Below are 23680 nucleotides of genomic sequence, written 5' to 3' on the forward strand. Positions count from 1 at the left end.
TGTAAAGGGATCGCACAGCCGCGCCCCACGGCACACTGCGTCGGGAACCGGCATGATACCATGCCGATTGTACCTCGATTTTACCGCAAAACGCTGTTTTGGTCAATAACGTGATTCAAGTAATTCAATTTTTTTATATTTTATGCAAAAAAGAGGAACCTGCCCTCTTCCAACGGTTTCTCCCTCAAGTTTATTCATCAATAAAATATTCCGGGTGGACGCTGCGGGCCTGCGCCACCGACTGCTTATACCGGCTCAGGTGGCTTTCCAGCGCTTCGCTCACGTCGTCCGTGCTGCCGTGCAGCAGTGCTTCCAGAATTGCCGTGTGCGAGGAGCAGACCGACTTGTTTTCCTCGGTCTGCAGGCTGAACTTGCGGATGCGCTCCACATGCTGCAGGCTGGCCAGCATGTGGTCGTAGTGAGCTTCCATGCCGCACAACTCAAAGGATTTGCGGTGGAATGCATTATCCAGCTCCAGCATACGGGCAGTGCGGTCCGGCTGGCTCATATCCGCTTCCAGCACACGGTATGTCTCAATGTTGCTGCGGTATTCTTCCTCCTGCCGGGGTGTCACACGGCCGCGCAGCCGGTTCAGGATCTCTTTTTCCAGTGTATAGCGGGCAAACTGCTCCATCTCCATCAACTTCAGGTTGATGGGTGCCACATGGGTGCCGCTCTGCGGTTTGATGTCCACCATGCGGGCCAGATTGAGCATCAGCAAAGCCTCCCGCATGGGCGTACGGCTGATGCCCAGCTCTTCGGCCAGCTCCCGGTCATTCAGCGGATCACCGGGCTTCAGCTCCATCGTAATGATCCGGCTGCGGATCGTCTGGTATGCCGTTTCGCGCGCACTCAGTAATGGCATGTGGTCTCTCTCCCTTCAACCTCCGGTGTAAAGCAAAAATTGATATACTAGTATTGAAGTTATCAAGACCATATTACCCAACCACAGGGCGGCTGTCAAGTGTGGCTGCAACTAAAAATCGCCAACATTTTTCTCTGTTTTGTCAAGACAGGCCCCATGGCAGCACAAAAGCCCTCCGGGTGAAGGGCTTTTGCTGCGTTTACTTTTTAGCGGAACGGTACACCACCGGCACCCACACAAAGGCCACGGCCAGACCGCACACCACATCAATGATGGAGTGCTGCTTGGTGAACACGGTGGACGCACAGATCAGTGCAGCCCACACCCAGGCCAGAATTTTCAGGGCCGGGCGCTCCTTTGCCAGCTTGCTGTGGCTGAACGCCAGTGCCATGCAGGCCGAGCTTTGGCAATGGATGGACGGGCACACATTGACCGAGGCATCCGCCCTCCAGATCAGCTGCATGATGCTCATTGCAATGTTGCTGCGGCCCACCGCATCCACTGTGGGGCGGATATCCAGACCGTTGGGCAGCAGCATGTACAGGATCAGGCAGAAGGTCATGCCGGAAAACATGGTCAGGCAGAGCTTATCGTAGCTTTGGGTGTCGCACCACCACAGCAGGGCCGTCACACCAGCCAGCAGCACAAACCAGCTGCAATACGGAAAGATGAACCACTCATTGAAGGGAATCCGGTCATCAAGCGGGGCGTGGATGATATATTTGGGATCTTTGATGGTCAGATCCAGCCAGAAGAACCAGATCAGATACACCACCCAGTACAGCTGGAACCACAGGTGCGGGCGGCGCCGGCTCCACAATTGTTTGGGATTCATGGTATTTCTCCTATATTTTCAATGTGATAAGATATGATTATACCACATCACGCCATCTTGCGCAAACCTTTCCGGTGCGATAAAATAAAAAGAGTGTTGTAAACTTGCGCTCTGTTTTTGAGCGTACCTATTATAAAAGGAGTCATTATGTTGCAAAGCTTTCCCCTTGTCCGCCTTGCCGCGCTGGATCTGGACGGCACCCTGCTGAACCGGAACAACGAGGTCACCCTTGCCACCCGTCAAGCCATTGCCCGCGCTGTAGAGCATGGCGTGGTGGTGGTGCCCGCCACAGGCCGCCCGCTGGCCAGTCTGCCGCCTGTTGTGGCAAAGCTGCCCGGCATCCGGTATGCCATCACCTCCAACGGTGCCGCCGTGTGGGACCTTGGCGATGACCCCATGGGTGCTGTGCACAGCCGCTATGCCAACGCTGCCCAGCGCCACACCAGCGAACCCGCCTGCCTGCTGCACCGCCTGATGCCGACAGAAGTGGCACGGGAAGCTTTTGACCTGTTTCAGCAGTACGATGGCGAGCTGAGCGTATTCAGCGACGGCCTTGCCATCAAGACTCCGGAGGGCATTGCAAAGCTCACCTCCCGCACCGCCCACTTTCTCTCCTCCGAGGCGCGGCAGAACCTGACCGACGGCCGCTTTACCGTCATTCCCGGCATCGAGAGCTGGATGTCCCGCCATGCGCACGAGATCGAAAAACTGTGCATGTTCTTCGACAGCACCGAAAAGACCGCCGCTGCCCTGCCAAAGTTTCAGGCTATCCCGGGCGTGGCCGTGGTGCAGGGTTCGCCGGATAACATTGAAGTGACCGCTGCCGGTGTGGATAAGGGCAGTGCCCTGCTGGCTCTGGCCGACCTGCTGGGCATCCCCCACGAGAACACCCTTGCCGTGGGCGACAGCGAGAACGACCGCGCCATGCTGGAAAAGGCAGGGATCGCCGCTGTTATGGCCAACGGAATGCCCCAGATCAAGGCCATTGGCAGCATTGTGAGCGAAGCCGACTGCGATCACGACGGCGTTGCAGAGCTGTTCGGCAGGCTCGGCATCTGAGCAAACCGGGGCAAAACGGCCCTGCTTTTCAGGTCATTCGTCATTTTTGTGCAATGTATACAAGCTCTTATGCAAAACATTGTGCTTGTTGAGCATTACCAAACTTGTTTCCGTCGTTTATACTAATATTACAAGCGCACGATGGGTGTACCATGCCCAAACGGCAGCCCACGCGCACCAAGAGAGTTCAAACTAAAAGGAGAAATGCATTTATGAATCCCATCGTAGAAAAGGTCTATCAGATCGGCATTATCCCTGTTATCGCTTTTAACAGCGTTGATGAAGCCCTGCCCCTGTGCAAGGCTCTGGCTGACGGCGGTCTGCCCGCAGCTGAGGTCACCTTCCGCACCGCATGCGCTGAGGAGTGCATCCGCAAGATCCACGAGGAGATGCCCGAGATGCTGCTGGGCGCAGGCACTGTCCTGACCACCGAGCAGGCTGACCGTGCAATGGCAGCTGGTGCTTCCTTCATCGTTGCTCCCGGCTTCGACCCCGAAGTCTGCAAGCACGTTATCGACAAGGGCGGCATCATGATGCCCGGCACCTGCTCTGCAGGCGAGATGCAGCAGGCTATGAACATGGGCTGCGAGGCCCTGAAGTTCTTCCCCGCTGAGGCAAACGGCGGTGTCGGCATGCTGAAGAACATCGGCGCTGCCCTGAAGAGCGCACGCTGGATGTGCACCGGCGGTGTCAACGCAAAGAACGTCAACGATTATCTGGGCTATGACCAGATCTTCGCTGTGGGCGGCACCTGGATGTGCAAGAGCGACGTGATCAAGGCTGGCGACTGGGCAAAGATCACCGCTCAGAGCAAGGAAGCTGTTGACACCATGCTGGGCCTGAAGCTGATGCACATTGGCATCAACACCGAGAACGAGGAAGAGGCCATGAAGTTGGCAAACCTCATCGGCAGCCTGCTGAACATGAAGGTCGCTCCTGGCAACTCCAGCATCTTCGTCGGCAACAAGGAGTTCGAGATCATGAAGAAGGTCGGCCGCGGCACCAATGGCCACATCGCCATCGGCTGCAACAACGTGGATCGTGCCATCTATCACCTGTCTCAGCGCGGTGCCAAGTTCGATCTGGACAGCAAGGTCGTGAAGAACGGCAAGACCATCGCCTGCTACTTTGCAGACGAGATCGGCGGCTTCGCATTCCACCTGGTTCAGGCCTGAGCTCCGGCTCCCCTATCCGTGAAAGCCCTGCTGCGCCGGGGATGCCCCGCAGCAGAAGGTCATAAACACCTGTAAATAAAAGGAGAATAACCAATGAAAGTCGTTACTTTTGGCGAACTGATGGTTCGTCTGCAGCCGTTCAACTACGAGCGTTTCGTTCAGGCTAACAGCCTGGAGTTCAGCTTCGGCGGCGGCGAGGCAAACGTTGCTGTTTCTCTGGCCAACTACGGTCTGGACGCAGCTTTCGTCACTAAGCTCCCCGCACACGCAATCGGTCAGGCCGCTGTCAACAGCCTGCGCCGTTACGGCGTTGACACCAGCATGATCACCCGCGGCGGCGATCGCGTTGGCATCTACTACAACGAGAAGGGTGCTTCTCAGCGTGGTTCCGTCTGCATCTACGACCGTGCCAACAGCGCCATCCAGCTGGCTCAGCCCTCCGACTTTGATTGGGATAAGATCTTCGAGGGCGTGGACTGGTTCCACTTCACCGGCATCACCCCGGCTCTGGGTGAGAATGTCGTCGAGATCTGCCGCGAGGCCTGCAAGGCTGCTAAGGCTCACGGCGTGAAGATCAGCTGCGACCTGAACTACCGCGGCAAGCTGTGGACCCGTGAGCAGGCCCGCGCTGCCATGACCGATCTGTGCCAGTATGTTGACGTGTGCATCTCCAACGAGGAGGACGCAAAGGACGTGTTCGGCATCGAGGCCGAGGCTACCGATATCTACGGCGGCAAGCTGAATGCCGAGGGCTACAAGAGCGTGGCAAAGCAGCTGGCTGACAAGTTCCACTTCGAGAAGGTCGCTATCACCCTGCGTGAGAGCCACAACGCTTCCGAGAACGGCTGGAGCGCAATGCTGTACGATGTTGCTTCCAATGAGTACTGCTTCTCCAAGAAGTACGAGCTGAAGATCATCGACCGCGTTGGCGGCGGTGACTCCTTCGGCGGCGGCCTGATCTACGCTCTGCTGAACGGCAAGAGCACTCAGGATGCTGTTGAGTTCGCTGTTGCTGCTTCTGCTCTGAAGCACACCATCGAGGGCGACTACAACATGATGACCGTGTCCGAGGTCGAGAAGCTGGCTGGCGGCGACGGTTCCGGCCGTATCCAGCGCTAATTGCAGGAAGGAGTCCAGAATGGATATCCGCTACTCCTGCAACCAGAAGGATTTCAAGCGCTATACCACTGAGGAAATGCGGGACGAAATGCTCATCACCGGCCTGTATAAGGCCGATGAGGTCGTTGCTGTGTACAGCCATGTGGACCGTATGGTCACGCTGGGCTGCATGCCGGTGCACGAGACCGTGTCCATCGACAAGGGCATCGATGTGTGGGCAAACTTCGGCACCCACTACTTTCTGGAGCGCCGCGAGATCGGCATGTTCAACATCGGCAAGGATTCCACCGGTATCGTGGTGGCCGACGGCGTAAAGTACGAGCTGGGCTACAAGGACTGCCTGTACATCACCAAGGGCACCAAGGAAGTCACCTTTGCTTCCGCCGACCCGGAGCATCCCGCCAAGTTCTACATGGTATCCGCTCCCGCACATTGCTCTTACGAGACCCGCCTGATCAAGATGGCCGATGCAAACCATCGTCCTCTGGGCAGCGTCGAGACCTGCAATAAGCGCACCATCAATCAGTTCATCCACCCGGATGTGCTGAAGACCTGCCAGCTCAGCATGGGTATGACCGAACTGGAATCCGGTTCCAACTGGAACACGATGCCCAGCCACACCCACGAGCGGCGCATGGAAATTTATACCTACTTTGAACTGCCCGAGGGGCAGGTGGTGTTCCACATGTGCGGCGAGCCTACCCAGACCCGCCACATCGTGATGCACAACGAGGATGCTGTCATCAGCCCCTCCTGGAGTATTCACAGCGGCGTAGGCACCTCGAACTATACGTTTATCTGGGCAATGGGCGGCGAGAACATGGAGTTTGACGACATGGACAACATCGCTACCACTGACCTGCGCTAAAAAGCACCATACACAAGCCCCGTACCGGGTCCACCGGTACGGGGCTTTTTGCTAAAAATTTAACTTGAACCCTCTCCGTCATTGCTGCGCGATGCCACCTCTCCCGAAGGGCGAGGTTTTTATCCATCTTTCCTCAACGTATCTAAAAGCTCCCCCTTCGGGGGAGCTGGCTGCGAAGCAGACTGAGAGGGTTATTTAACTTGAGAAGGAGAAAATCATGGATCTTTCCGCTTTCAACCTGCAGGGCAAGGTGGCTCTGATCACCGGCGGTGCCCACGGCATCGGTTTTTCCATCGCCGAAGGCATGGCCCAGTGCGGTGCAACCGTCTGCTTCAACTGCTCTTCCGAAGCAAGCCTTGAAAAGGGCCTTGCAGCATACAAGGCAATCGGCATCGACGCACACGGCTATGTGGCCGACGTGTCCGATGAGGACGCTGTGAACGCCATGGTTGCAAAGATCAAGGCCGAGGTCGGCCCTGTGGACATTCTGGTAAACAACGCCGGTCTGATGAAGCGGGTGCCCATGATCGAGATGAGCCACGCCGACTTCATGCGGGTCATCGACGTGCATGTAGGCGGTGCCTTCAACTGCTCCAAGGCCGTTCTGCCGGACATGATGGAAAAGCGCGAGGGCAAGATCATCAATATCTGCTCCATGATGAGCGAGCTGGGCCGCGAGACCGTCTCCGCCTACGCTGCCGCCAAGGGTGCACTGAAGATGCTCACCAAGAACATCGCTTCCGAGTACGGCGAGTACAACATCCAGTGCAACGGCATGGGCCCCGGCTACATTGCCACTGCCCAGACCGCACCCCTGCGGGAGGTGCAGCCGGACGGCAGCCGCCACCCCTTCGACCAGTTCATCACCGCCAAGACCCCCGCAGGCCGCTGGGGTGAGCCGGACGACATGGTGGGCCCCTGCGTGTTCCTTGCAAGCCACGCTTCCGACTTTGTGAACGGTCAGATCCTGTACGCCGACGGCGGCATTCTGGCTTACATCGGCCGCCAGCCCAAGTAAGACCATTTGGTGCTGCGCCTTCTTTAACCTTCCGACCAGACAGCTCTGTGCAGATCAAGATCTGCATGGGGCTGTCTTTTTACGAAACGGCAAGCAGCCTTTCCTACAAAACTTTGCTTCATGTCAACTCATGTTAAAATGTTCCAATTTCATGTCAAATTGGTAACAGTTCCTGTTTCATCGTTCAAAATGCACATAGGCGTCTTGATTTTTTGTCGAAATTCCCGTATAATCGTCTTCATCATCCATCACACCCTGTTGGTTGATCTGAATACGAAGAAATTTCAAAGGAGTATATTTCACATGAAACTCAAGAACATTGCGATCGTTGCTGCCGCTGCAGCACTGGCTGTTGGCATGACCGCCTGCGGTTCTTCTGCATCCTCCACCGCCGCTTCCTCTTCTGTAGCTTCTTCTGCTGCCGCTTCTTCCGAGGCTGCAAGCTCTGAGGCTGCAGCCAGCGAAGCAGCTGAGCCCACTACCGCTGAGTACACCGTGTACAACACCACCGGTTCTACCGTCACCGAGCTGTACCTGTACGATGCAGGCAGCGACGAGAAGGGCGACAATCTGGCTGGTGAGAACGGTCTGGCTGACGGTGAGAACATCGTTATCACCCGCGATGTGGAGGCCGACAAGCAGTCCGACGTGACCTACATTCTGGAGTTCACCACCGAGGACGGCCAGACCCAGAGCTTTGAGACCCTGCACTACGAGGTCGCTCCCATCTCCCTGCTGAGTGTGGATGCCGCTGCAGGTGCTACCCCCATCGCTTTTACTGCACCGGAAAAGTAAGAACTGTCTCATCCTTGCAAAACGGGAAAGTCTGCGGGCTTTCCCGTTTTATTTTTTGCCAAAAGAGGGCTGAGGCTGTCATTTTCCCTTGCAATCACGCCAAAAATCCGCTATCATAGACGCAAATACGTTCCCTTGCGGCATAAAGGGAGTAAAGGAGTGGATTTTCTTATGGCAGAAAAAGAGATCAAGGGCATCAAAAAGTTTTTTGAAGAATTCAAGGCCTTCGCCATGCGTGGCAATGTGCTGGATATGGCAGTCGGCGTTGTGATCGGCGGTGCCTTTACCGCCATCGTCAACTCACTGGTGAACGACATCATCAACCCCGCCATCGGCCTGTTTTTCAACGCCGATTTCTCGGACGTCGGCATCCATGTGGGCGATGTGATGATCGGCATTGGTTCCTTCATCAATGCCATCATTAACTTCCTCATCGTAGCATTCGTGCTGTTCGTGGTCATCAAGACCATCAACGCCCTGCACAAGAAGCCTGCTGAGCCGGAAGCTCCCGCAGAGCCCACCACCAAGGTGTGTCCCTACTGCCAGAGCGAGATTTCCATCAAGGCGGTGCGCTGCCCCCACTGCACCAGCAAGCTGGAGGGCTTCCCGGAGATCAACAATTAAATTTTGAATGGCCTCCGCTTTGCTCTGGCCATATTCAGCGGAATCATTTTCTAAATTACAAATCGGGAAAGTCTGCGGACTTTCCCGATTTGTTTTTTCACCCGCGGAGCCGCAAAGGCAAACAGCATAATCAACGCAAAACCTCCCTGCCCGGCCGCAGTCGCTGCGGTTCCAGAGCAGGGAGGTTTTATTTTATCCGGGAAAAATGTGGAAGATCAGTCTAGTGAAGCTTTACTTGACCTTGGTCAGGTCTGCCAGCTTGTGGAAGATCTCGGTGTTGTCGAACACGCCGCCGAACTTCTCCGCACCCACGCCGTTGGCGTAGACGTTCACCATGGCACCGGTGTGGGCGTAGGTGGTATGATCCATGCCGGACTTGTGGTTGATGGTATGGCAGATTGCCATGCTGAAGGGGATATAGGTACCGTACAGCTCATAGTCCTGCTGAGACATGTCCTTCTGGCTGGCAGAGCCGACCTTCAGGGTGCGCTCGTAGGCGGTGCGCAGGTTCTGCACCTCGTAGTCGGTCAGCAGCAGCTTGCCGGCGTTGGCGGCATCCGGGTCGGTGGGCAGGGTCAGGCCGAAGTTTGCCTTCACATCCTGCATGGCAGCTTCAAAAGGAGTCTTGTTGGCGATGTAGTTCTGCACATAGGTAGAATCAAACTTTGCGTAGGACATCTTCTGGTGGGTCAGGTTCGTCAGGAAGGTGTCGTAGTTGGTGGTCTTGTAGCCGATGGCCATACCGCCGGTCTCGTGGTCGGCAGTGACGAGGATCAGGGTATCATTGGGGTGCTTGTTCTGGAACTCCACAGCTGCCTGCACGGCGTTGCTCATCTCCAGCACATCGTGGATGGAAGCAGCGGCATCGTTTGCATGGCAGGCCCAGTCGATCTTACCGCTCTCGGTCATCAGGAAGAAGCCCTTGGGGTTATCCAGCAGCTCGATGCCCTTTTTCACGTAGTCGGTCAGCTGCCACTCGCCTGCAGCGGCGTCCATGGCGTAGTTCATGGCCTTGCCGTCGGCCAGATTTTCGGCAATGATCAGGGTCTTGCCTGCGCCTGCGGTCAGTGCAGCAGCACCCGCCTGCGTGGTGACCACATTGTAGCCAGCCTGAGCAGCCACCTCGTGGTTGTTGGGGCCGGCACCGTCGCCGTTCACCTTCTGGAACTCGCCGCCGGCAAAGTATTCAAAGCCGGAGTTTGCCAGCTCTACGCCGATCTGGTAGTAGTTCTTGCGGGTCTTCTGATGAGCGTAGAAGGCGGCGGGAGTGGCGTGGTCGATATTGACCGAGGAGATGATGCCCACCTTGTAGCCCTTCTGGGCGTGCAGCTTTTCGGCAATGGTCTCATAGGGCACATCGCGGGTCCACGGGCACATATTGATGACACCGCTCTCGGTCTTGTGGCCAGTGGCGATGGAGGTTGCGGTGGAAGCGGAGTCCGGGCAGAAAGAAGTGCTGTCGTAGGTGGTCACGCTGCCCACGGTGGGGAAGCTGGTGAAGCTCAGGTCGGCCTCGGTCACAGCGCCGTTGTTGTCCACGGTGCCCTTGTAGAAGCGGGCAGACTGGATCTGGGCAGTGCCCATGCCGTCGCCGATGAACAGGAAGATGTACTTGGGTTTCTGGAACAGGCCCAGCAGACAGTTCTCCTCGTCGGCTGCGGCATCCGCATCCAGCTGTGCTGCGTTTGCGGCAACGGGTGCAGCAGCCATCATGCCGACGGCAGAAGCAGCTGCGCCAAACTTGAGAAAGCTGCGGCGGGAGATCTTGTTTTCTTTCATGACGTGATCCTCTCTTTTCATTCAATCAAACATTGCGGGCCTGCCTCAGGCCCCGTTTTTCTTCTTGTGGGAACGCTTTTATTGTAGCGCACCGCCTTGCGGGGAAAAACCATGCCGCCGCAAAGCTTTGGTAAAACCGGTGCGGCTGCATCCGCGCCAACGTAAAAAGCCGGAAAGGGATGTAAAATCCTGCTCAAGTGCCACCACTTTTTCCACAAACGTCTCTGCAAGGGTTGAAAGATGATGGCATTTCATTGTACAATAAGAGAGTAAGTGCTTTTTTACCTTTATATAAATTGAGAGGATTTTATATGGCAGAGATCAAAGTTCTGGCACTGGATCTGGATGGCACCCTGACCAACAGCCAGAAGGAAGTTACACCCCGCACCCGCGCCGCACTGGATGCCGCAATTGCAAAGGGTGTCACCATCGTGCTGGCATCCGGCCGTCCCACCGCGGGCGTGCTGCCGCTGGCAAAGGAACTGGGGCTGGATAAAAAGGGCGGCTGCATCCTTTCTTACAACGGCGGCAAGATCATCGACTGCCGCACCGGCGAGACTTTGTACCAGAAACAGCTGGATGCCCAGTACGTACCCGAGCTGTGCGCCTTTGCCGCCGCACAGAACGTGACCATTATCACCTATAATAAAGAGGGCGTTGTCACCGAGCACCCGGATGACAAGTGGGCACTGCGCGAGTGCTTTACCTGCAAGCTGCCCATGACCGGCGTGGACGATCTGGCAAAGTATGTGGATTACCCCATCTGCAAAATGCTCATCACGCTGGACCCCGCCCGCCGGGACGAGGTGTGGGCCGCCGGCAAAAAACAGTTTGACGGCCGCATCGACCTGTACCCCTCCAGCCCGTTCTTTATTGAAGCCGTGCCGCTGGGCGTTGCCAAGGACGGCAGCCTTGCCGCCCTTTTGGAGCACATGGGCCTTGGCCGCGAAAACCTGATGGCCTGCGGCGACGGCCTGAACGACCGCTCCATGATCGAGTACGCCGGTGTGGGCGTGGCCATGCAGAACGCCGAAGAGCCGGTAAAGGCCGTAGCCGACTATGTGACTGCCGCCGACAACGACCACGACGGTGTGGCCGAGGCTGTGGAGAAGTTTATTTTAAAGTAACGAGAGGAACACAAAACAATGCCGCGCAATCTGGTTTTATTTGATCTGGAATGGAATATCGGCTACCAGCCGTATACCTTTAATTACCATGGCGTGCAGCAGACCTTCCGGGGCGAGATCGTGGAGATCGGTGCCGTGAAGATCAACGAGGATGCCAACGTGCTGGACACCTTTTCCATCCATCTGCGGCCCCGCATCTTCCGTAAGCTGCAGCATCACATTGCTAAAGTCACCGGCCTGACGCAGGCCGATCTGGACAAGGGTGAGCCCATCGTGCAGGGCCTGCGCCGCTTTATGCAGTGGTGCGGCCCGGATGCCGAATTTGCCGAGTGGGGCATGGATGACGTACCGGTGCTCAAGCAGAACCTGTACCTGTGCAACATCGACGAATCAAAACCCACCGTCTGGTACGACCTGCAGCAGGTGTTCCTGCGGGAGCATCCCCGCAAAGAGGGCGAGGGCATGACGCTGGAAAGCGTCGTCACCCGCTTAGGGCTGCCCATGGAGCGGCAGTTCCACGATGCCCTTTCCGACACGCTGTACACCGCCGATGTCTGCCGAATGCTCGACCTGCGGGCCGGTCTTGCGGCCTACCCCACTGAGGAGGAATCCCTGCGGGCCAGCCTGTGCCCCACCCCCGGCGACTACCGGGATTTTGAGGTCTTCCGCGGCTATGTGGAGCAGTACACCTGGCGCACCGACCCCAAAATTTACACCATGAACTGCCCGGAGTGCGGCGCACCACTGACTCCGGACGATGTGTGGCTGAAAAAGGGCAGCAACAGCTGGTACACCCTGAGCCAGTGCCCCCACTGCGCCGGCAGCAGCAATGCCGCAGGCAAGGGTGTGTTCCAGCGCTACAAGCTGGCCCGCCGCGACGGCCTGCACTGGAGCTACGCCCGCTGCCTGCAGATCCCGGACGATGCTTCTCTTGCCCGGTGGGAAAAGCAGCGCACCGCCCAGCTGGAGCGCATGAAGGCCCGCGCAGAAAAGCAGGCTGCGGAGTAAAACAGCACCGGCAGCTTCGTAGTATCCCAAGGAAGCTGTGCACAGGGCAAAAAAAATGTCGCTTTGTGTTCATGCTTGTGTCATACAATATGGATATACTACGGATAGAGGAACCTGCGGATGGGAAAGCGCAGGCGGAAGGGATGGATGTGCACAATGAACTTTTGTCTGCGCCAGCTGGGAACGCTGGAGTTCTGGGAAACTCTGCTGGACAGTTTTGGCAACCTTGGCCCCATTGCCCCCATCATGCTGGCCATGGTGGAGTCGTTTTTTCCGCCGCTGCCGCTCATTGCCATTGTGGCGCTGAATGTAGCGGCTCACGGCGGCATTCTGGGTTTTCTGTACAGCTGGGCCGGTGTGGCGCTGGGTGGCAGCATCATGTTCCTGTTCTGGCGGCGGGTGGTCAAGTGCTTCTTCTGGAAGTTTGCCTCCCGCTCGCCCAAGCTGGAAAAGGCTCAGCAGTGGGTGAACCGCTTGGACACTTCGTCGCTGTTCATGCTCACGCTGCTGCCCTTCGCGCCAAGCTCCTTTATGCATCTGGCCTTTGGCATCTCGGACTTTGACGAAAAGCGCTATCTCATTACCATGCTGCTGGGCAAGGGTGTGATGATTGCCATGATGGCAGTGTTTGGGCAGTCGCTGGTCAGTTCCATGAAGAACCCGTTGTATCTGGTGCTGGCCGTTCTGCTGTGGGGCGGGATGTACTGGGTGAGCAAACAGTTCTGCAAAAAACACAATCTGGAATAATAATTTAGAATGCCCTCTGCTTCGCTCTGGGCATATTTAGCGGAAAAATATTTTTATAATAGGGCAACAGCAGACAGCCTGCGGGCTGTCTGCTGTTGCATTTTCACAGGAATGGCCCAAAAGGTAAACTCCATCTGTTGCGCTTATTTCCTTCGGAAATGACCGCGCAACCGGAAAATATGCCGCTTGCAACTACGGCCCCTTCCGTGAAAAAGCAAACCAGCCAAGCCCGCAGGCTTGGCTGGTTTGCAATATGAAAAATAATATTTCATTATTTTATGCCCAGAGCAAATCGGAGGGCATTTAAAATCGTTCCCTTCCCCTTGACATTCACTTTGACTGCTGTATAATATGTATGCTATCAAACAGTTTTATTTAAAACTGTTTGATGCCAAAACAACCATGAAGGACAAAACCATGATGTGTGACGAAACCAAAAACGAGTGCTGCAATCACGCCGATTCCCCTTGGGAAAGCCCACAGGTCATCCCGGCGCAGATCCGCCGGGTGGACAACCTGATCTTCCGCAAGATCAACCAGTTTGCCCGCGAAAATGACGTGGAGCAGGCCACCCCCATGCACGGGTGGATCATTGGGTATCTCTACCGCCACCGGGACACCCCCGTGTTCCAGCGGGACATTGAGCGGGAGTTCTCTATCACCCGCTCCACCGTGACCAACATCCTGCAATTGATGGAGCGCAAGGGGTATATCGAGCGGCGCAGTGTTCCGCAAGACGCCCGGCTCAAGCAGCTGGTGCTCACCGAAGAGGGCATCTGCTTCCACGAAAAGACGATGCTCTGCTTCCACCAGACCGACGACTATGTGGCTGGGCTGCTGACAGCGGAGGAAAATACCGAGCTGCTGCGGCTTTTAAACAAGCTGCGGGATGCACTGAAATGAACCCTCTCAGGCTCGCCTTGCTCGCCAGCTCCCCCGAAGGGGGAGCTATGTGCACCATAATACAAAGGGTGATGCGTCCAATTCAAAGCAGGTCGTATCGTTCAGAGCAAGAAAAGCTCCCCCCTTTGGGGGAGCTGGCAAAGCCGACAGGCTTTGACTGAGAGGGTTTGTCAACTTGCCTAAAATCGGCTTGCTAAATTAGTAATTATGAACATTTTTTGAAACGTCTTGACAATTAAAATGTTTTGTATAAAATTGTTCTGTACCAAACAAATAAAAAGTAACAGGAGGTAACTCAGATGATCAAAAAGTTAGTGTCGCATCTGGGCGAGTATAAACGCGCCGCAGTCCTGACACCGCTCTTTGCCGCTCTGGAAGCCGTGATGGATGTGCTTTTGCCCACCATCATGGCCTTTATCATCGATCAGGGCATTGAAAAGGGCGATATGAACGCCATCCTCAAGTATGGCCTGCTCACCTTTCTGGTGGCTGTGGTCGCGCTGGCGCTGGGCGTTCTGGCCGGCAAATACGCCGCCGAGGCATCCACCGGCTTTGCCGGAAATCTGCGCGATGCCATGTATGAGAACATCCAGCATTATTCTTTTTCCAACATTGATAAGTTCTCCACCGCAGGCCTTGTCACCCGTATGACCACCGACGTGACCAACGTGCAGAACGCCTTCCAGATGATCGAGCGCATGTGCGTGCGCGCCCCGGTGCATCTGGTGTTCGCCCTGTTCATGGGCGTGATGATCGGCGGCCCGCTGTCACTGATCTTCGTGGTGGCTGTGGTCTTTCTGGTGGCGGTGCTGGCAGGCATCATGGTGCCCACCTTCCACATCTTTGACCGGGTGTTCAAAAACTACGATGCCCTGAACGCGTCCGTGCAGGAAAACGTCTCCGCCATCCGCGTAGTGAAGAGCTTCGTGCGCGAGGGCTTTGAGAACGAGAAGTACACCAAAGCCTGCCAGAGCCTGTACGACCAGTTTGTGAACGCTGAGAGCCGCCTGAGCTTCAATAACCCTGCCATGCTCACCGCCGTTTACGGCTGCAACATCGCCCTGAGCTGGCTGGGTGCCAAGTACGTTCTGCATGGTGCCATCACCACCGGCCAGCTGAACGCTCTGTTCGGCTACATCATGAACATCCTCATGGCCCTGATGATGCTGAGCATGGCCTTTGTCATGATCTCCATGTCTGCCGCTTCCGCAAAGCGTATTGTGGAAGTGCTGGACGAGACCACCGACCTGCCCCCCGCAAAGCAGCCGGTGCAGCAGGTGAAGGACGGCGGCATCGAGTTCGAGCATGTCACCTTCAAGTATAAGCACGGCAGCGGCCAGCCGGTGCTGAATGATATCACCTTCAGCATCAAGCCCGGTGAGACCTTAGGTATCATCGGCGGCACTGGCAGCGCAAAATCCAGCCTTGTGCAGCTGATCCCCCGCCTGTATGATGCCGAGACCGGCACCGTGAAGGTGGGTGGCGTGGATGTGCGCGACTACAACCTCGACGTGCTGCGCCGCGAGGTGTCCATGGTGCTGCAGAAGAACGTGCTGTTCAGCGGCACTATTCTCGATAACCTGCGCTGGGGCGACGAGAACGCCAGCGAGGAAGAGTGCATCCGTGTGGCAAAGCTTGCCTGCGCCGATGAGTTCATCGAGCGCTTCCCGGACAAATACAATACATGGATCGAGCAGGGCGGCTCCAATGTGTCCGGCGGCCAGAAGCAGCGCCTGACCATCGCCCGCGCCCTGCTGCGCAAGCCCAAGGTTCTGATTTTGGACGACTCCACCAGCGCCGTGGATACCGCTACCGATGCCAAGATCCGCAAGGCATTCCGGGAGGAGATCCCCGGCACCACCAAGATCATCATTGCACAGCGCATTTCCTCGGTGCAGGACGCCGACCGCATCCTTGTGCTGGATAATGGTAAGATCGATGGTCTGGGCACCCACGAAGAGCTGCTCAAGACCAACGCCATCTATCAGGAAGTTTACAACAGCCAGACCCAGGGCAGCGGCGACTTTGACAAACAGGGAGGTGAACAGTAATGGCTCAGGCAAAAGAAGTTCGCGGCCCCGGCCCCCGCATGGGCGGCCCCCGGCCCAAAGTGGAAAACCCGGGCAAGCTGCTGAAGCGCATTATGGATGAGGTATTCCGGCACTATCTGCCCCATTGCATCCTTGTGCTTGTCTGCATCGTGGTCAGCGCGCTGGCAAACGTACAGGCAAGTCTGTTCTTAAAGACCCTGATGGACGATTACATCGTGCCCATGACCCAGCAGCAGGACCCGGATTTTGCCCCGCTGGCAGCAGCTCTGCTGCGGGTAGGCATCATCTACGTCATCGGCATTCTGGCCGCATGGCTCAACGCCCGCATCATGGTCAACGTGACGCAGGGCACCCTGCGCAACCTGCGCACCCAGCTGTTCACCCACATGGAGAGCCTGCCCATCAAGTATTTTGACCAGCATCCCCATGGCGACATCATGTCCGTGTACACCAACGACGTGGATACCCTGCGCCAGATGCTCAGCCAGAGCATCCCGCAGCTGGTGTCCAGCGCCATTACCATTGTTTCGGTGTTCTTCAGCATGTGCATGCTCAGCTGGCAGCTGACGATCGTCACCATGCTGATGGTGGCGCTGATGATGTTCTGCTCCAAAAAGATCACCCAGCAGTCCGGCAAATACTTCATCCAGCAGCAGCGGGATCTGGGCAAGTTGAACGGCTACATCGAAGAAATGATGGAAGGCCAGAAGGTCGTCAAGGTGTTCACCCACGAACAGAAGGCGCTGGCCGGCTTCCGCCAGCTGAACGACCAGCTGAAGGACAGCGCCAACAAAGCCAACAGCTTTGCCAACATCATGATGCCGGTCAACGCCCAGCTGGGCAACATCAGCTATGCCGTCTGTGCGCTGGCAGGCGCAGCCATGGCCGTGAGCGGCATGGGCGGCACGACCCTTGGCACGGTGGTGGCTTTCCTGAGCCTGAACAAGGGCTTCAACATGCCCATCAGTCAGGTGTCCATGCAGGCCAACAGCATCATCATGGCTCTGGCCGGTGCCGAGCGTATCTTCAAGATGATGGACGAAGAGAGCGAGACCGACGAGGGCTATGTGACCCTTGTCAACGCAAAGTACGACCGCAACGACCAGCTGGTGGAGACGGACGAGCGCACCGGCCTGTGGGCATGGAAGCACCCGCACCACGACGGCACTACCACCTACCACAAGCTGGAAGGCAACATCACCTTTACCGATGTAGACTTTGGCTATGTGCCGGAAAAAACCGTCCTGCACGATATCAACCTGTATGGCCGTCCGGGCCAGAAGATCGCCTTTGTCGGCTCTACCGGTGCCGGTAAGACCACCATCACCAACCTCATCAACCGGTTCTACGACATTCAGGACGGCAAGATCCGCTACGACGGCATCAACATCCACAAGATCAAAAAGGCCGATCTGCGCCGTTCTCTGGGCATCGTTCTGCAGGACACCCATCTGTTCACCGGCACGGTGATGGAGAACATCCGCTACGGCCGGCTGGATGCCACCGATGAAGAGTGCATCGCCGCCGCCCGCCTTGCCAACGCGGATGGCTTCATCAAGCGCCTGCCGGAAGGCTACAACACCATGCTCACCGGCGATGGTGCCAACCTCTCGCAGGGCCAGCGCCAGCTGCTGGCCATCGCCCGCGCCGCCGTGGCAGATCCCCCGGTGCTGATCCTGGACGAGGCCACCTCCTCCATCGATACCCGCACCGAAGCGCTGGTGCAGCGCGGCATGGACGGCCTGATGTACGGCCGCACCAGCTTTGTCATTGCGCACCGCCTGTCCACCGTCCGCAATGCAGACTGCATCGTGGTGCTGGAGCAGGGCCGCATCATCGAGCGCGGCAGCCACGACGAGCTGATCGCCAAAAAAGGCAAGTATTACCAGCTGTACACCGGCAATCTGGCCGAGGACTAAGCTTTTTTCTACCTTCTCAATGAAAAAGCGGCAGCGTGCATCAAATTGCGCGCTGCCGCTTTTTGTGTTATACTGGCTCTGCGGCCCTTCTCCGATCCCCCTGTCGCGGAAAGGAGGTGGTAAACATGCCTAGCTTTATCGCGTTTTTTCAGACTGTCGCAGCAGAGGTAGTAGCCTACTATTTATGCAAGTGGCTTGACAGCCTGTTCTTCAAGGGCAGCAAGCACTAATGAAAAGAAGCACCCCGGTACTGGTTCTACCGGGGTGCTTCGATTTTTTACGTGGTAAACACGTTCGGCCTTATCGCGTTGCCTACCCTTATTATACGCACTTTCATGCAAAAGTCAAGAGGTTTCTGATTCATTTTTCTACTATGTTACGTCAGAATTTTTTATACTTTACAAGGCTTTGCCGTTGGTTTATACTGAAAGCTGAATGATTCTATCAAATTGAGGAGTTTTGCATCGTGGTTTCGGAGAGCACACTCACCTTGGACATCCTGCCCCTTTCGGCAGACACCGCCCGGCTGGTGCGGGTGTACGGCACAGAGCCGTGTATCGCGCTGCCCGGCACACTGCCAGCACCGGAGGGCGGCAGCTTTGCTGTTACCGAACTGGGCGACTACTGCTTTTCCGAAAAGCCGCGCAGCCTGCCTGCGGCAGACAAGACCTGCCGCTACGAGGCGGCCCCGGACGGCACGGCGCGGCTGATTCGGGCCTTTGGGCAGACGGTGGGCGGCACCTGCCGCCGGTATGACTTCGACTTTGACGCGCCCGCTGCCGGTTCGGATGCAGACGACCTGCACCCGGTGTGTGGGAACTTTCTCGAAGAGCTGACCCTGCCGGACAGCTTACAGGTCGTCGGCAGCTGCGCATTCTACAACTGCCGCAAGCTGCGTCTGCTCACCGTGGGCACGGGCAGCCTGACCATGGGCAGCGATGTGTTTTTGAACTGCTTCGCGCTGGAGACCATCCGGGTGCAGACAGGCCCTGAAGAACCTACCGGCCTGTTTGCCCTTGTGAACAACATCACCGAAGCGGTGCGGGCTGAGTTTTGCCCTGCCGGTACAGCAGCCCCGCTGGCGGCGCTCTGGTATCCCGCCTACTGGGAGGATATCGAGGAGACCCCCGCCCACATCCTTCTGCACACCTTTTCCGGCCAAGGATATCATTACCGGCAGTGTTTTTTAGAGAACAAATTCCTCCCCGCAGAATACGACGCGATCTTCCCGCAGGGCCACGATGCCGACGATGCCAATGTGATGGCAATGCTCTGCTTTGACCGGCTGCGGTATCCGTGGCAGCTGACCGAAGCCGCCGCCGGGCACTACCGGGCATTTCTGGCAGCCAACACAGGCCGGGTGCTGGCCCGCCTGCTGAAGGCGCAGGACAATGATGCCGTGCGTGCACTCATTGCGCTGGATGTGCTGGACAAAGACGGCTTTGCCGAAGCTTCAGCCCTTGCCGCCAAGGCCGGGAACGCCGCTGCCGCCGCTCTGCTGGCGGATGCGGAGCACAAAAAGTATGTTCCTCAGCCCAAAAAGCAGCGGTACGATTTTGATTTTTAAACAGCAGAAAACTCCTTCCGTCGCACTTCGTGCGCCAGCTCCCTCTAAGAGGAAGCCTTTGGCAGTAAGGGTAAGCTTCCGGTTTCGCCAGAGGCCCCATCCATGAGAGGGCTGGCATCGCGCAGCGATGACTGGGGGAGTTTGCAGCGAGGCTGAGAGGGTTCTAAGTGAGGTGACACTTTTGCCCCAAACGATCCAAAAAGAAAAATTTTTTGACCCGCGCAAGCCGTTCCAGTCCCAGCGGCCGGAGACCCACGAGGAGTGGCAGGCACGCATGGGCGGCGAGGTGCTGGCGGTGGTGCGCAGCGGGCTGTATCTGGACTTCCGCTTTCTGGATATGGCGCTCAGTGCCTTGTCCCCCGCCCCGGACGAGCGGTGCCGGGTGCTGGCTACGGACGGTCAGGTCCTGTTTTATCAGCCCAGCCACCTGCTGCGGCTCTATCAGGACAATCCAAAATATCTCAACCGGTTGTATCTGCACACCATATTCCACTGCGTATTCCGGCATTTGTGGCTGAAAGGCCGCCGGGAGCCGCAGCTGTGGAGCCTTGCCTGTGATATCGCAGTGGAAAACGTTATCGACAGCCTGAACCGCACCAGCGTCAAGCGCCCGCTGACCTATGTGCGCCAGAACGCCTACCAGCAGATCACCGCCGAGGAAACCGTGGTGGCAGCCGCGCCGGTGTATCGGTGGCTCACCCGGCAGACCCCCGGCGTGCTGCGCCAGCTGGAGCGGGAGTTCGTGACCGACGACCACCGTCTGTGGCCCAAGGATGCGCCTGACCAGCCCCAGCAGATGCCCACGCCGCTGCCCCAGAAAACGTGGCAGAAGATCGGGGAGCGGATGCAGACAGAGCTGGACCTGCGGGATAAGGAAGCCGGGGACGGTGCCGATGCCCTGAAGCAGCAGGTAAAAGCCGCCAACCGCAGCCGCCGCAGCTACCGGGATTTTCTGCGCCGGTTCTGCGTGCTGCGGGAGGAAGTAAAGCTGGACCCGGACGAGTTCGACCTGAACTTCTACACCTACGGCCTTTCGGTGTACGGAAACCTGCCCCTCATCGAGCCTCTGGAAAGCCGGGAGAGCAAAAAGATCGAGGAGCTGGCCCTTGTCATCGACACCAGCTACTCCACCTCCGGTGAACTGGTGCGGGCGTTCCTTGCGGAGACCTACACTCTGCTGAAAGGACAGGAGAACTTTTTCCACCGGATGAACCTGCACCTGATCCAGGCCGATAACGCCATCCGGCAGGATATCCTGATCCACAATGAGGACGAGCTGATCCACGCCATGAACCATTTTGAGCTGAGGGGCGGCGGCGGAACGGACTTCCGCCCGGCCTTTGAATACGTGAACCAGCTGTGCGCCGAGAAGAAGTTCTCGAACCTGCGGGGCCTTTTGTACTTCACCGACGGCATGGGCACCTACCCCGCCAAGCGCCCGGCCTACGACACCGCCTTTCTGTTTTTGGGGGAGCGGTTCGATGACGCCAACGTGCCGCCGTGGGCCATGAAGGTGGTTCTGGATGAAGAAGAATTTACCGGTGCAGCAGCCCGCCCGCAAAGCACCCTTGCCGACGCGCTGGCCGAAGAGGACGACCTGTACCGTGACCTGAACAATTCGTGAGGGAATTTGTTATGAATATCAAACGAGCCAAAGAAGAAATTGAACACACCGTAAAAGCCTACCTTGCCAAGGATGCTCTGGGCGAATACGCCATCCCGGCCATCCGGCAGCGTCCCATTCTGCTCATGGGGCCTCCGGGCATTGGCAAGACGCAGGTGATGGAGCAGGTAGCCCGGGAGTGCGGCGTGGCGCTGGTGGCCTACACCATCACCCACCACACCCGCCAGAGCGCCGTGGGTCTGCCCTTCATCCGCCAGCGCAATTATGGCGGCAAAGATGTCTCCGTGACCGAATACACCATGAGCGAGATCATTGCCAGCATCTATGCCAAGATGGAGGCCACCGGCCTCTCCGAGGGCATTCTGTTCATCGACGAGATCAACTGTGTGTCGGAAACGCTGGCCCCCACCATGCTGCAATTTTTGCAATGCAAGACCTTTGGCAATCAGGCCGTGCCTGCGGGCTGGGTGATCGTGGCGGCAGGCAACCCACCGGAATATAACAAATCTGTGCGCAACTTTGATATCGTTACGCTGGACCGCGTGCGCCGCATGGACATTGAGCCGGACCTGCCCGTGTGGAAGGACTATGCCCGCGCTGCCCACATCCACAGCGCCATTTTGAGCTATCTGGAGCTGCACCCGCAGAACTTCTACCAGATCAACGCCGATGTGGACGGCACCCAGTTCGTGACCGCCCGCGGCTGGGAGGATCTTTCCAATCTGCTGGATACCTACGAAACACTGGGTCTGCAGGCTGATGAAGACCTGATCCGCGAGTACATCCAGCACCCGAAGATCGCAGAGGACTTCTCCGCCTACCTCGACCTTTACTATAAGTACCGCGACGACTACGGCGTAGAGGAGATCTTGGCCGGACAGGCAAAGCCCGCCGTGTTCGCACGGCTGCTGCAGGCCCCCTTCGACGAGCGGCTTTCGCTGGTCAGCCTGATCCTTGCAGGCCTCGGCACCCGGTTCACGGCCTCCCGTCAGGCAGATGCAGTGGCCGACAGCTGCTATGCCTTTCTGCGGGAGACCAAAAAAGCCCTTGCCACCGTTCCGGAGGATATCCCGGACGGCTCGGCAGAAATGTTCCACCAGCAGATCATGGATTACGACACCGAAACACAGCAAAAGCGTGCCGCCGGGCTGCTGAGCAAAGATGCTCTGACCACCCGCCTGCAGGTGCTGGCCGTGCTGCGCGGCTGGGAGGGCGAACTGCGCCGTGCCAACGCCGCCGGCACACAGGAAGCCTTCGACCTGCTGCGCGGGCAGTTCCAGTCCCTTGCCGATGAGCGCGAAAAGGCCCAGCAGACCGCCAGCGCCGCGCTGGAAGCCGCTTTCGACTTTATGGAACAGGCCTTTGCCGAAAGCCAGGAGATGGTGGTGTTCGTCACCGAGCTGACGGTGGACCCGGTGTCCCACGCCTTCCTCACCGAGAACGGCTGCGAACGCTACTTCAAGTACAACAAAGACCTGCTGCTGGACCACCGCAAAGCTGCCCTGCAGCAGGAGCTGGCGGCAGAGCAGCGCCGCCACGGCGGGGTGTGAGCCATGCTGGAAAATCTTCTGTTCAGCATGAACAGCACCATGCCGCTGTTCTTTATCATGCTGCTGGGCTATGTGCTGCACCGCACCGGTTTTCTGAGCGATGCGTTCGTGGCCGGGGCCAACAAGTTCGTGTTTTATGTGGCACTGCCGGTGCAGCTGTTCCGCGACCTTGGCAAAAATGATGTCCGCGCCACCTTCGATGGCCGGTATGTGCTGTTCTGCTTTGCGGTCACACTGGCGTGCATCCTTGTGATCTGGGCGCTGGCAAAGCTGTTTTTAAAGGGCACCGGCCTTGTGGGCGAGTTCGTTCAGGTGTGTTACCGCTCGTCGGCTGCCATCCTCGGCTCGGCTTTTCTGCAGAGCATCTACGGCGATGCCAGCATGTCCAGCCTGATGATCCTTGGCAGTGTGCCGCTGTATAACATCATGGCAGTGGTCATTTTGATGCTGGAAGCGCCCACTGCGCAGGCTCAGACCGGCAATATGGCTGAAAAGCTCAAAAAGAGTGTGAAAGGCATCCTGACGAACCCCATCCTTCTGGGCATTGCAGCGGGCTTTGCGTGGAGCATGCTGCACATTTCCGTGCCTGCCATGCTGGATAAGGCCCTTTCCAATGTGGCCGGTCTGACCAGCCCTCTGGCCCTGCTTGCCATTGGTGCAGGCTTCAAGGGCCAAAAAGCTCTGGGATACCTCAAGCATACTGCTGTGGCTACTGTGGTCAAGTTGATGGTGCTGCCTGCGCTGTTCCTGCCGCTGGCTGTGCGCTTTGGCTTTACCGACGAAAAGCTGGTGGCCCTGCTGGTGATGCTGGGCAGCATCACCACCCCGGCGTGCTACGTTATGGCAAAGCAGATGGGCCACGAAGGTGTGCTTACCGGCAGCGTGTGCGTTACCACCACCCTGTTCAGCGCATTCAGCCTGACCTTCTGGCTGTTCGTGCTGCGGAGCCTCGGATATATTTTATAACATCTTTTGCATAGCACAACAGCGGACGGCCTGCAGGCTGTCCGCTGTTTGCTTTTCAGATGTTGCTTGGGGAATCAGGCC

At 57.4% G+C, this 23680-nt stretch carries 21 protein-coding genes; 17 read left to right on the top strand and 4 right to left on the bottom strand.

Annotated elements, in window-relative coordinates:
• Positions 1-190: 190 nt before the first annotated feature.
• Positions 191-865, bottom strand: coding sequence for a GntR family transcriptional regulator (locus GKG36_RS11030; RefSeq protein WP_154260706.1), 675 nt, complete (start codon positions 863-865; stop codon positions 191-193).
• A 199-nt stretch (positions 866-1064) separates the two neighbouring features.
• Complete coding sequence (locus GKG36_RS11035) at positions 1065-1700, bottom strand: phosphatase PAP2 family protein (protein WP_005944050.1); 636 nt, start codon at positions 1698-1700, stop codon at positions 1065-1067.
• 147 nt (positions 1701-1847) lie between these two features.
• On the opposite strand from GKG36_RS11035, the gene GKG36_RS11040 reads away from it, so the two are divergent.
• The 7 genes from GKG36_RS11040 (at position 1848) to mscL (ending at position 8358) form a co-directional block, all read left to right on the top strand.
• Positions 1848-2759: an HAD-IIB family hydrolase gene (locus GKG36_RS11040; protein ID WP_097774331.1), complete on the top strand. Its 912-nt coding sequence runs from the start codon at positions 1848-1850 to the stop codon at positions 2757-2759.
• Between the two features lie 212 nt (positions 2760-2971).
• A complete protein-coding gene (gene eda, locus GKG36_RS11045; protein ID WP_154260708.1) occupies positions 2972-3934 on the top strand; it encodes a bifunctional 4-hydroxy-2-oxoglutarate aldolase/2-dehydro-3-deoxy-phosphogluconate aldolase in 963 nt (320 codons plus the stop codon).
• A gap of 93 nt (positions 3935-4027) precedes the next feature.
• Complete coding sequence (locus tag GKG36_RS11050; RefSeq protein WP_154260710.1) at positions 4028-5053, top strand: sugar kinase; 1026 nt, start codon at positions 4028-4030, stop codon at positions 5051-5053.
• Positions 5054-5072: 19 nt separating this feature from the next.
• Entirely contained in the window at positions 5073-5921 is an 849-nt protein-coding gene (gene kduI, locus GKG36_RS11055; RefSeq protein ID WP_005944042.1) for a 5-dehydro-4-deoxy-D-glucuronate isomerase, read from the top strand.
• Between the two features lie 217 nt (positions 5922-6138).
• A complete protein-coding gene (locus GKG36_RS11060) occupies positions 6139-6939 on the top strand; it encodes a gluconate 5-dehydrogenase (RefSeq protein ID WP_154260712.1) in 801 nt (266 codons plus the stop codon).
• A 303-nt stretch (positions 6940-7242) separates the two neighbouring features.
• On the top strand, positions 7243-7734 hold the full coding sequence (locus GKG36_RS11065) for a cytochrome C (RefSeq protein ID WP_154260714.1): 492 nt from the start codon (positions 7243-7245) through the stop codon (positions 7732-7734).
• A 171-nt stretch (positions 7735-7905) separates the two neighbouring features.
• Positions 7906-8358, top strand: a complete 453-nt coding sequence (mscL, locus tag GKG36_RS11070) for a large conductance mechanosensitive channel protein MscL (RefSeq protein WP_154260715.1) — start codon at positions 7906-7908, stop codon at positions 8356-8358.
• Between the two features lie 231 nt (positions 8359-8589).
• Here the strand turns inward: mscL and GKG36_RS11075 are convergent, their stop codons facing one another.
• Positions 8590-10137, bottom strand: a complete 1548-nt coding sequence (locus GKG36_RS11075; protein ID WP_243139072.1) for an alkaline phosphatase — start codon at positions 10135-10137, stop codon at positions 8590-8592.
• 78 nt (positions 10138-10215) lie between these two features.
• Positions 10216-10353 carry a hypothetical protein gene (locus GKG36_RS11080; protein WP_154255525.1) on the bottom strand — a complete coding sequence of 46 codons (138 nt, stop codon included), beginning with the start codon at positions 10351-10353 and terminating at the stop codon, positions 10216-10218.
• 95 nt (positions 10354-10448) lie between these two features.
• Here GKG36_RS11080 and GKG36_RS11085 point away from each other — a divergent pair, with 95 nt between their 5' ends.
• The 10 genes from GKG36_RS11085 to GKG36_RS11130 all read left to right on the top strand — a co-directional run bounded on the left by GKG36_RS11085 (position 10449) and on the right by GKG36_RS11130 (position 23599).
• Positions 10449-11264, top strand: a complete 816-nt coding sequence (locus GKG36_RS11085; protein WP_005944024.1) for a Cof-type HAD-IIB family hydrolase — start codon at positions 10449-10451, stop codon at positions 11262-11264.
• Between the two features lie 18 nt (positions 11265-11282).
• Positions 11283-12272 (top strand): 3'-5' exonuclease, encoded by a 990-nt coding sequence (locus GKG36_RS11090; RefSeq protein ID WP_154260719.1) that lies wholly within the window; start codon positions 11283-11285, stop codon positions 12270-12272.
• Positions 12273-12428: 156 nt separating this feature from the next.
• Positions 12429-13019 carry a VTT domain-containing protein gene (locus tag GKG36_RS11095; protein ID WP_243139073.1) on the top strand — a complete coding sequence of 197 codons (591 nt, stop codon included), beginning with the start codon at positions 12429-12431 and terminating at the stop codon, positions 13017-13019.
• Between the two features lie 417 nt (positions 13020-13436).
• The gene (locus GKG36_RS11100; protein WP_243139075.1) at positions 13437-13922 is read left to right on the top strand and encodes a MarR family transcriptional regulator; all 486 of its coding nucleotides are present in this window, start codon (positions 13437-13439) and stop codon (positions 13920-13922) included.
• 299 nt (positions 13923-14221) lie between these two features.
• The gene (locus GKG36_RS11105; protein ID WP_154260724.1) at positions 14222-15973 is read left to right on the top strand and encodes an ABC transporter ATP-binding protein; all 1752 of its coding nucleotides are present in this window, start codon (positions 14222-14224) and stop codon (positions 15971-15973) included.
• On the top strand, positions 15973-17892 hold the full coding sequence (locus GKG36_RS11110) for an ABC transporter ATP-binding protein (protein ID WP_154260726.1): 1920 nt from the start codon (positions 15973-15975) through the stop codon (positions 17890-17892). The genes GKG36_RS11105 and GKG36_RS11110 overlap by 1 nt, the downstream gene beginning before the upstream one ends.
• Positions 17893-18358: 466 nt before the next feature.
• Positions 18359-19459, top strand: coding sequence for a leucine-rich repeat protein (locus tag GKG36_RS11115; RefSeq protein ID WP_173012961.1), 1101 nt, complete (start codon positions 18359-18361; stop codon positions 19457-19459).
• 181 nt (positions 19460-19640) lie between these two features.
• On the top strand, positions 19641-21083 hold the full coding sequence (locus GKG36_RS11120; RefSeq protein ID WP_044953965.1) for a VWA-like domain-containing protein: 1443 nt from the start codon (positions 19641-19643) through the stop codon (positions 21081-21083).
• Positions 21084-21094: 11 nt separating this feature from the next.
• Entirely contained in the window at positions 21095-22633 is a 1539-nt protein-coding gene (locus tag GKG36_RS11125) for an AAA family ATPase (protein WP_154260728.1), read from the top strand.
• 3 nt (positions 22634-22636) lie between these two features.
• The gene (locus tag GKG36_RS11130) at positions 22637-23599 is read left to right on the top strand and encodes an AEC family transporter (RefSeq protein WP_154260730.1); all 963 of its coding nucleotides are present in this window, start codon (positions 22637-22639) and stop codon (positions 23597-23599) included.
• Positions 23600-23680: the final 81 nt, after the last annotated feature.

Source organism: Faecalibacterium sp. BIOML-A1 (assembly GCF_009679715.1).
Lineage (GTDB): Bacteria > Bacillota > Clostridia > Oscillospirales > Ruminococcaceae > Faecalibacterium > Faecalibacterium taiwanense.

What these genes read in the sequence shown, in the direction of transcription:
- GKG36_RS11050 (WP_154260710.1), top strand. Translation starts at nt 4,028, where the DNA reads ATGAAAGTCGTTACTTTTGGCGAACTGATGGTTCGTCTGCAGCCGTTC.
- GKG36_RS11060 (WP_154260712.1), top strand. Translation starts at nt 6,139, where the DNA reads ATGGATCTTTCCGCTTTCAACCTGCAGGGCAAGGTGGCTCTGATCACC.
- GKG36_RS11130 (WP_154260730.1), top strand. Translation starts at nt 22,637, where the DNA reads ATGCTGGAAAATCTTCTGTTCAGCATGAACAGCACCATGCCGCTGTTC.
- GKG36_RS11105 (WP_154260724.1), top strand. Translation starts at nt 14,222, where the DNA reads ATGATCAAAAAGTTAGTGTCGCATCTGGGCGAGTATAAACGCGCCGCA.
- GKG36_RS11125 (WP_154260728.1), top strand. Translation starts at nt 21,095, where the DNA reads ATGAATATCAAACGAGCCAAAGAAGAAATTGAACACACCGTAAAAGCC.
- kduI (WP_005944042.1), top strand. Translation starts at nt 5,073, where the DNA reads ATGGATATCCGCTACTCCTGCAACCAGAAGGATTTCAAGCGCTATACC.
- GKG36_RS11095 (WP_243139073.1), top strand. Translation starts at nt 12,429, where the DNA reads ATGAACTTTTGTCTGCGCCAGCTGGGAACGCTGGAGTTCTGGGAAACT.
- GKG36_RS11065 (WP_154260714.1), top strand. Translation starts at nt 7,243, where the DNA reads ATGAAACTCAAGAACATTGCGATCGTTGCTGCCGCTGCAGCACTGGCT.
- GKG36_RS11075 (WP_243139072.1), bottom strand. Translation starts at nt 10,137, where the DNA reads ATGAAAGAAAACAAGATCTCCCGCCGCAGCTTTCTCAAGTTTGGCGCA.
- GKG36_RS11110 (WP_154260726.1), top strand. Translation starts at nt 15,973, where the DNA reads ATGGCTCAGGCAAAAGAAGTTCGCGGCCCCGGCCCCCGCATGGGCGGC.
- GKG36_RS11100 (WP_243139075.1), top strand. Translation starts at nt 13,437, where the DNA reads ATGATGTGTGACGAAACCAAAAACGAGTGCTGCAATCACGCCGATTCC.
- GKG36_RS11030 (WP_154260706.1), bottom strand. Translation starts at nt 865, where the DNA reads ATGCCATTACTGAGTGCGCGCGAAACGGCATACCAGACGATCCGCAGC.
- GKG36_RS11035 (WP_005944050.1), bottom strand. Translation starts at nt 1,700, where the DNA reads ATGAATCCCAAACAATTGTGGAGCCGGCGCCGCCCGCACCTGTGGTTC.
- GKG36_RS11090 (WP_154260719.1), top strand. Translation starts at nt 11,283, where the DNA reads ATGCCGCGCAATCTGGTTTTATTTGATCTGGAATGGAATATCGGCTAC.
- mscL (WP_154260715.1), top strand. Translation starts at nt 7,906, where the DNA reads ATGGCAGAAAAAGAGATCAAGGGCATCAAAAAGTTTTTTGAAGAATTC.
- GKG36_RS11040 (WP_097774331.1), top strand. Translation starts at nt 1,848, where the DNA reads ATGTTGCAAAGCTTTCCCCTTGTCCGCCTTGCCGCGCTGGATCTGGAC.
- GKG36_RS11085 (WP_005944024.1), top strand. Translation starts at nt 10,449, where the DNA reads ATGGCAGAGATCAAAGTTCTGGCACTGGATCTGGATGGCACCCTGACC.
- eda (WP_154260708.1), top strand. Translation starts at nt 2,972, where the DNA reads ATGAATCCCATCGTAGAAAAGGTCTATCAGATCGGCATTATCCCTGTT.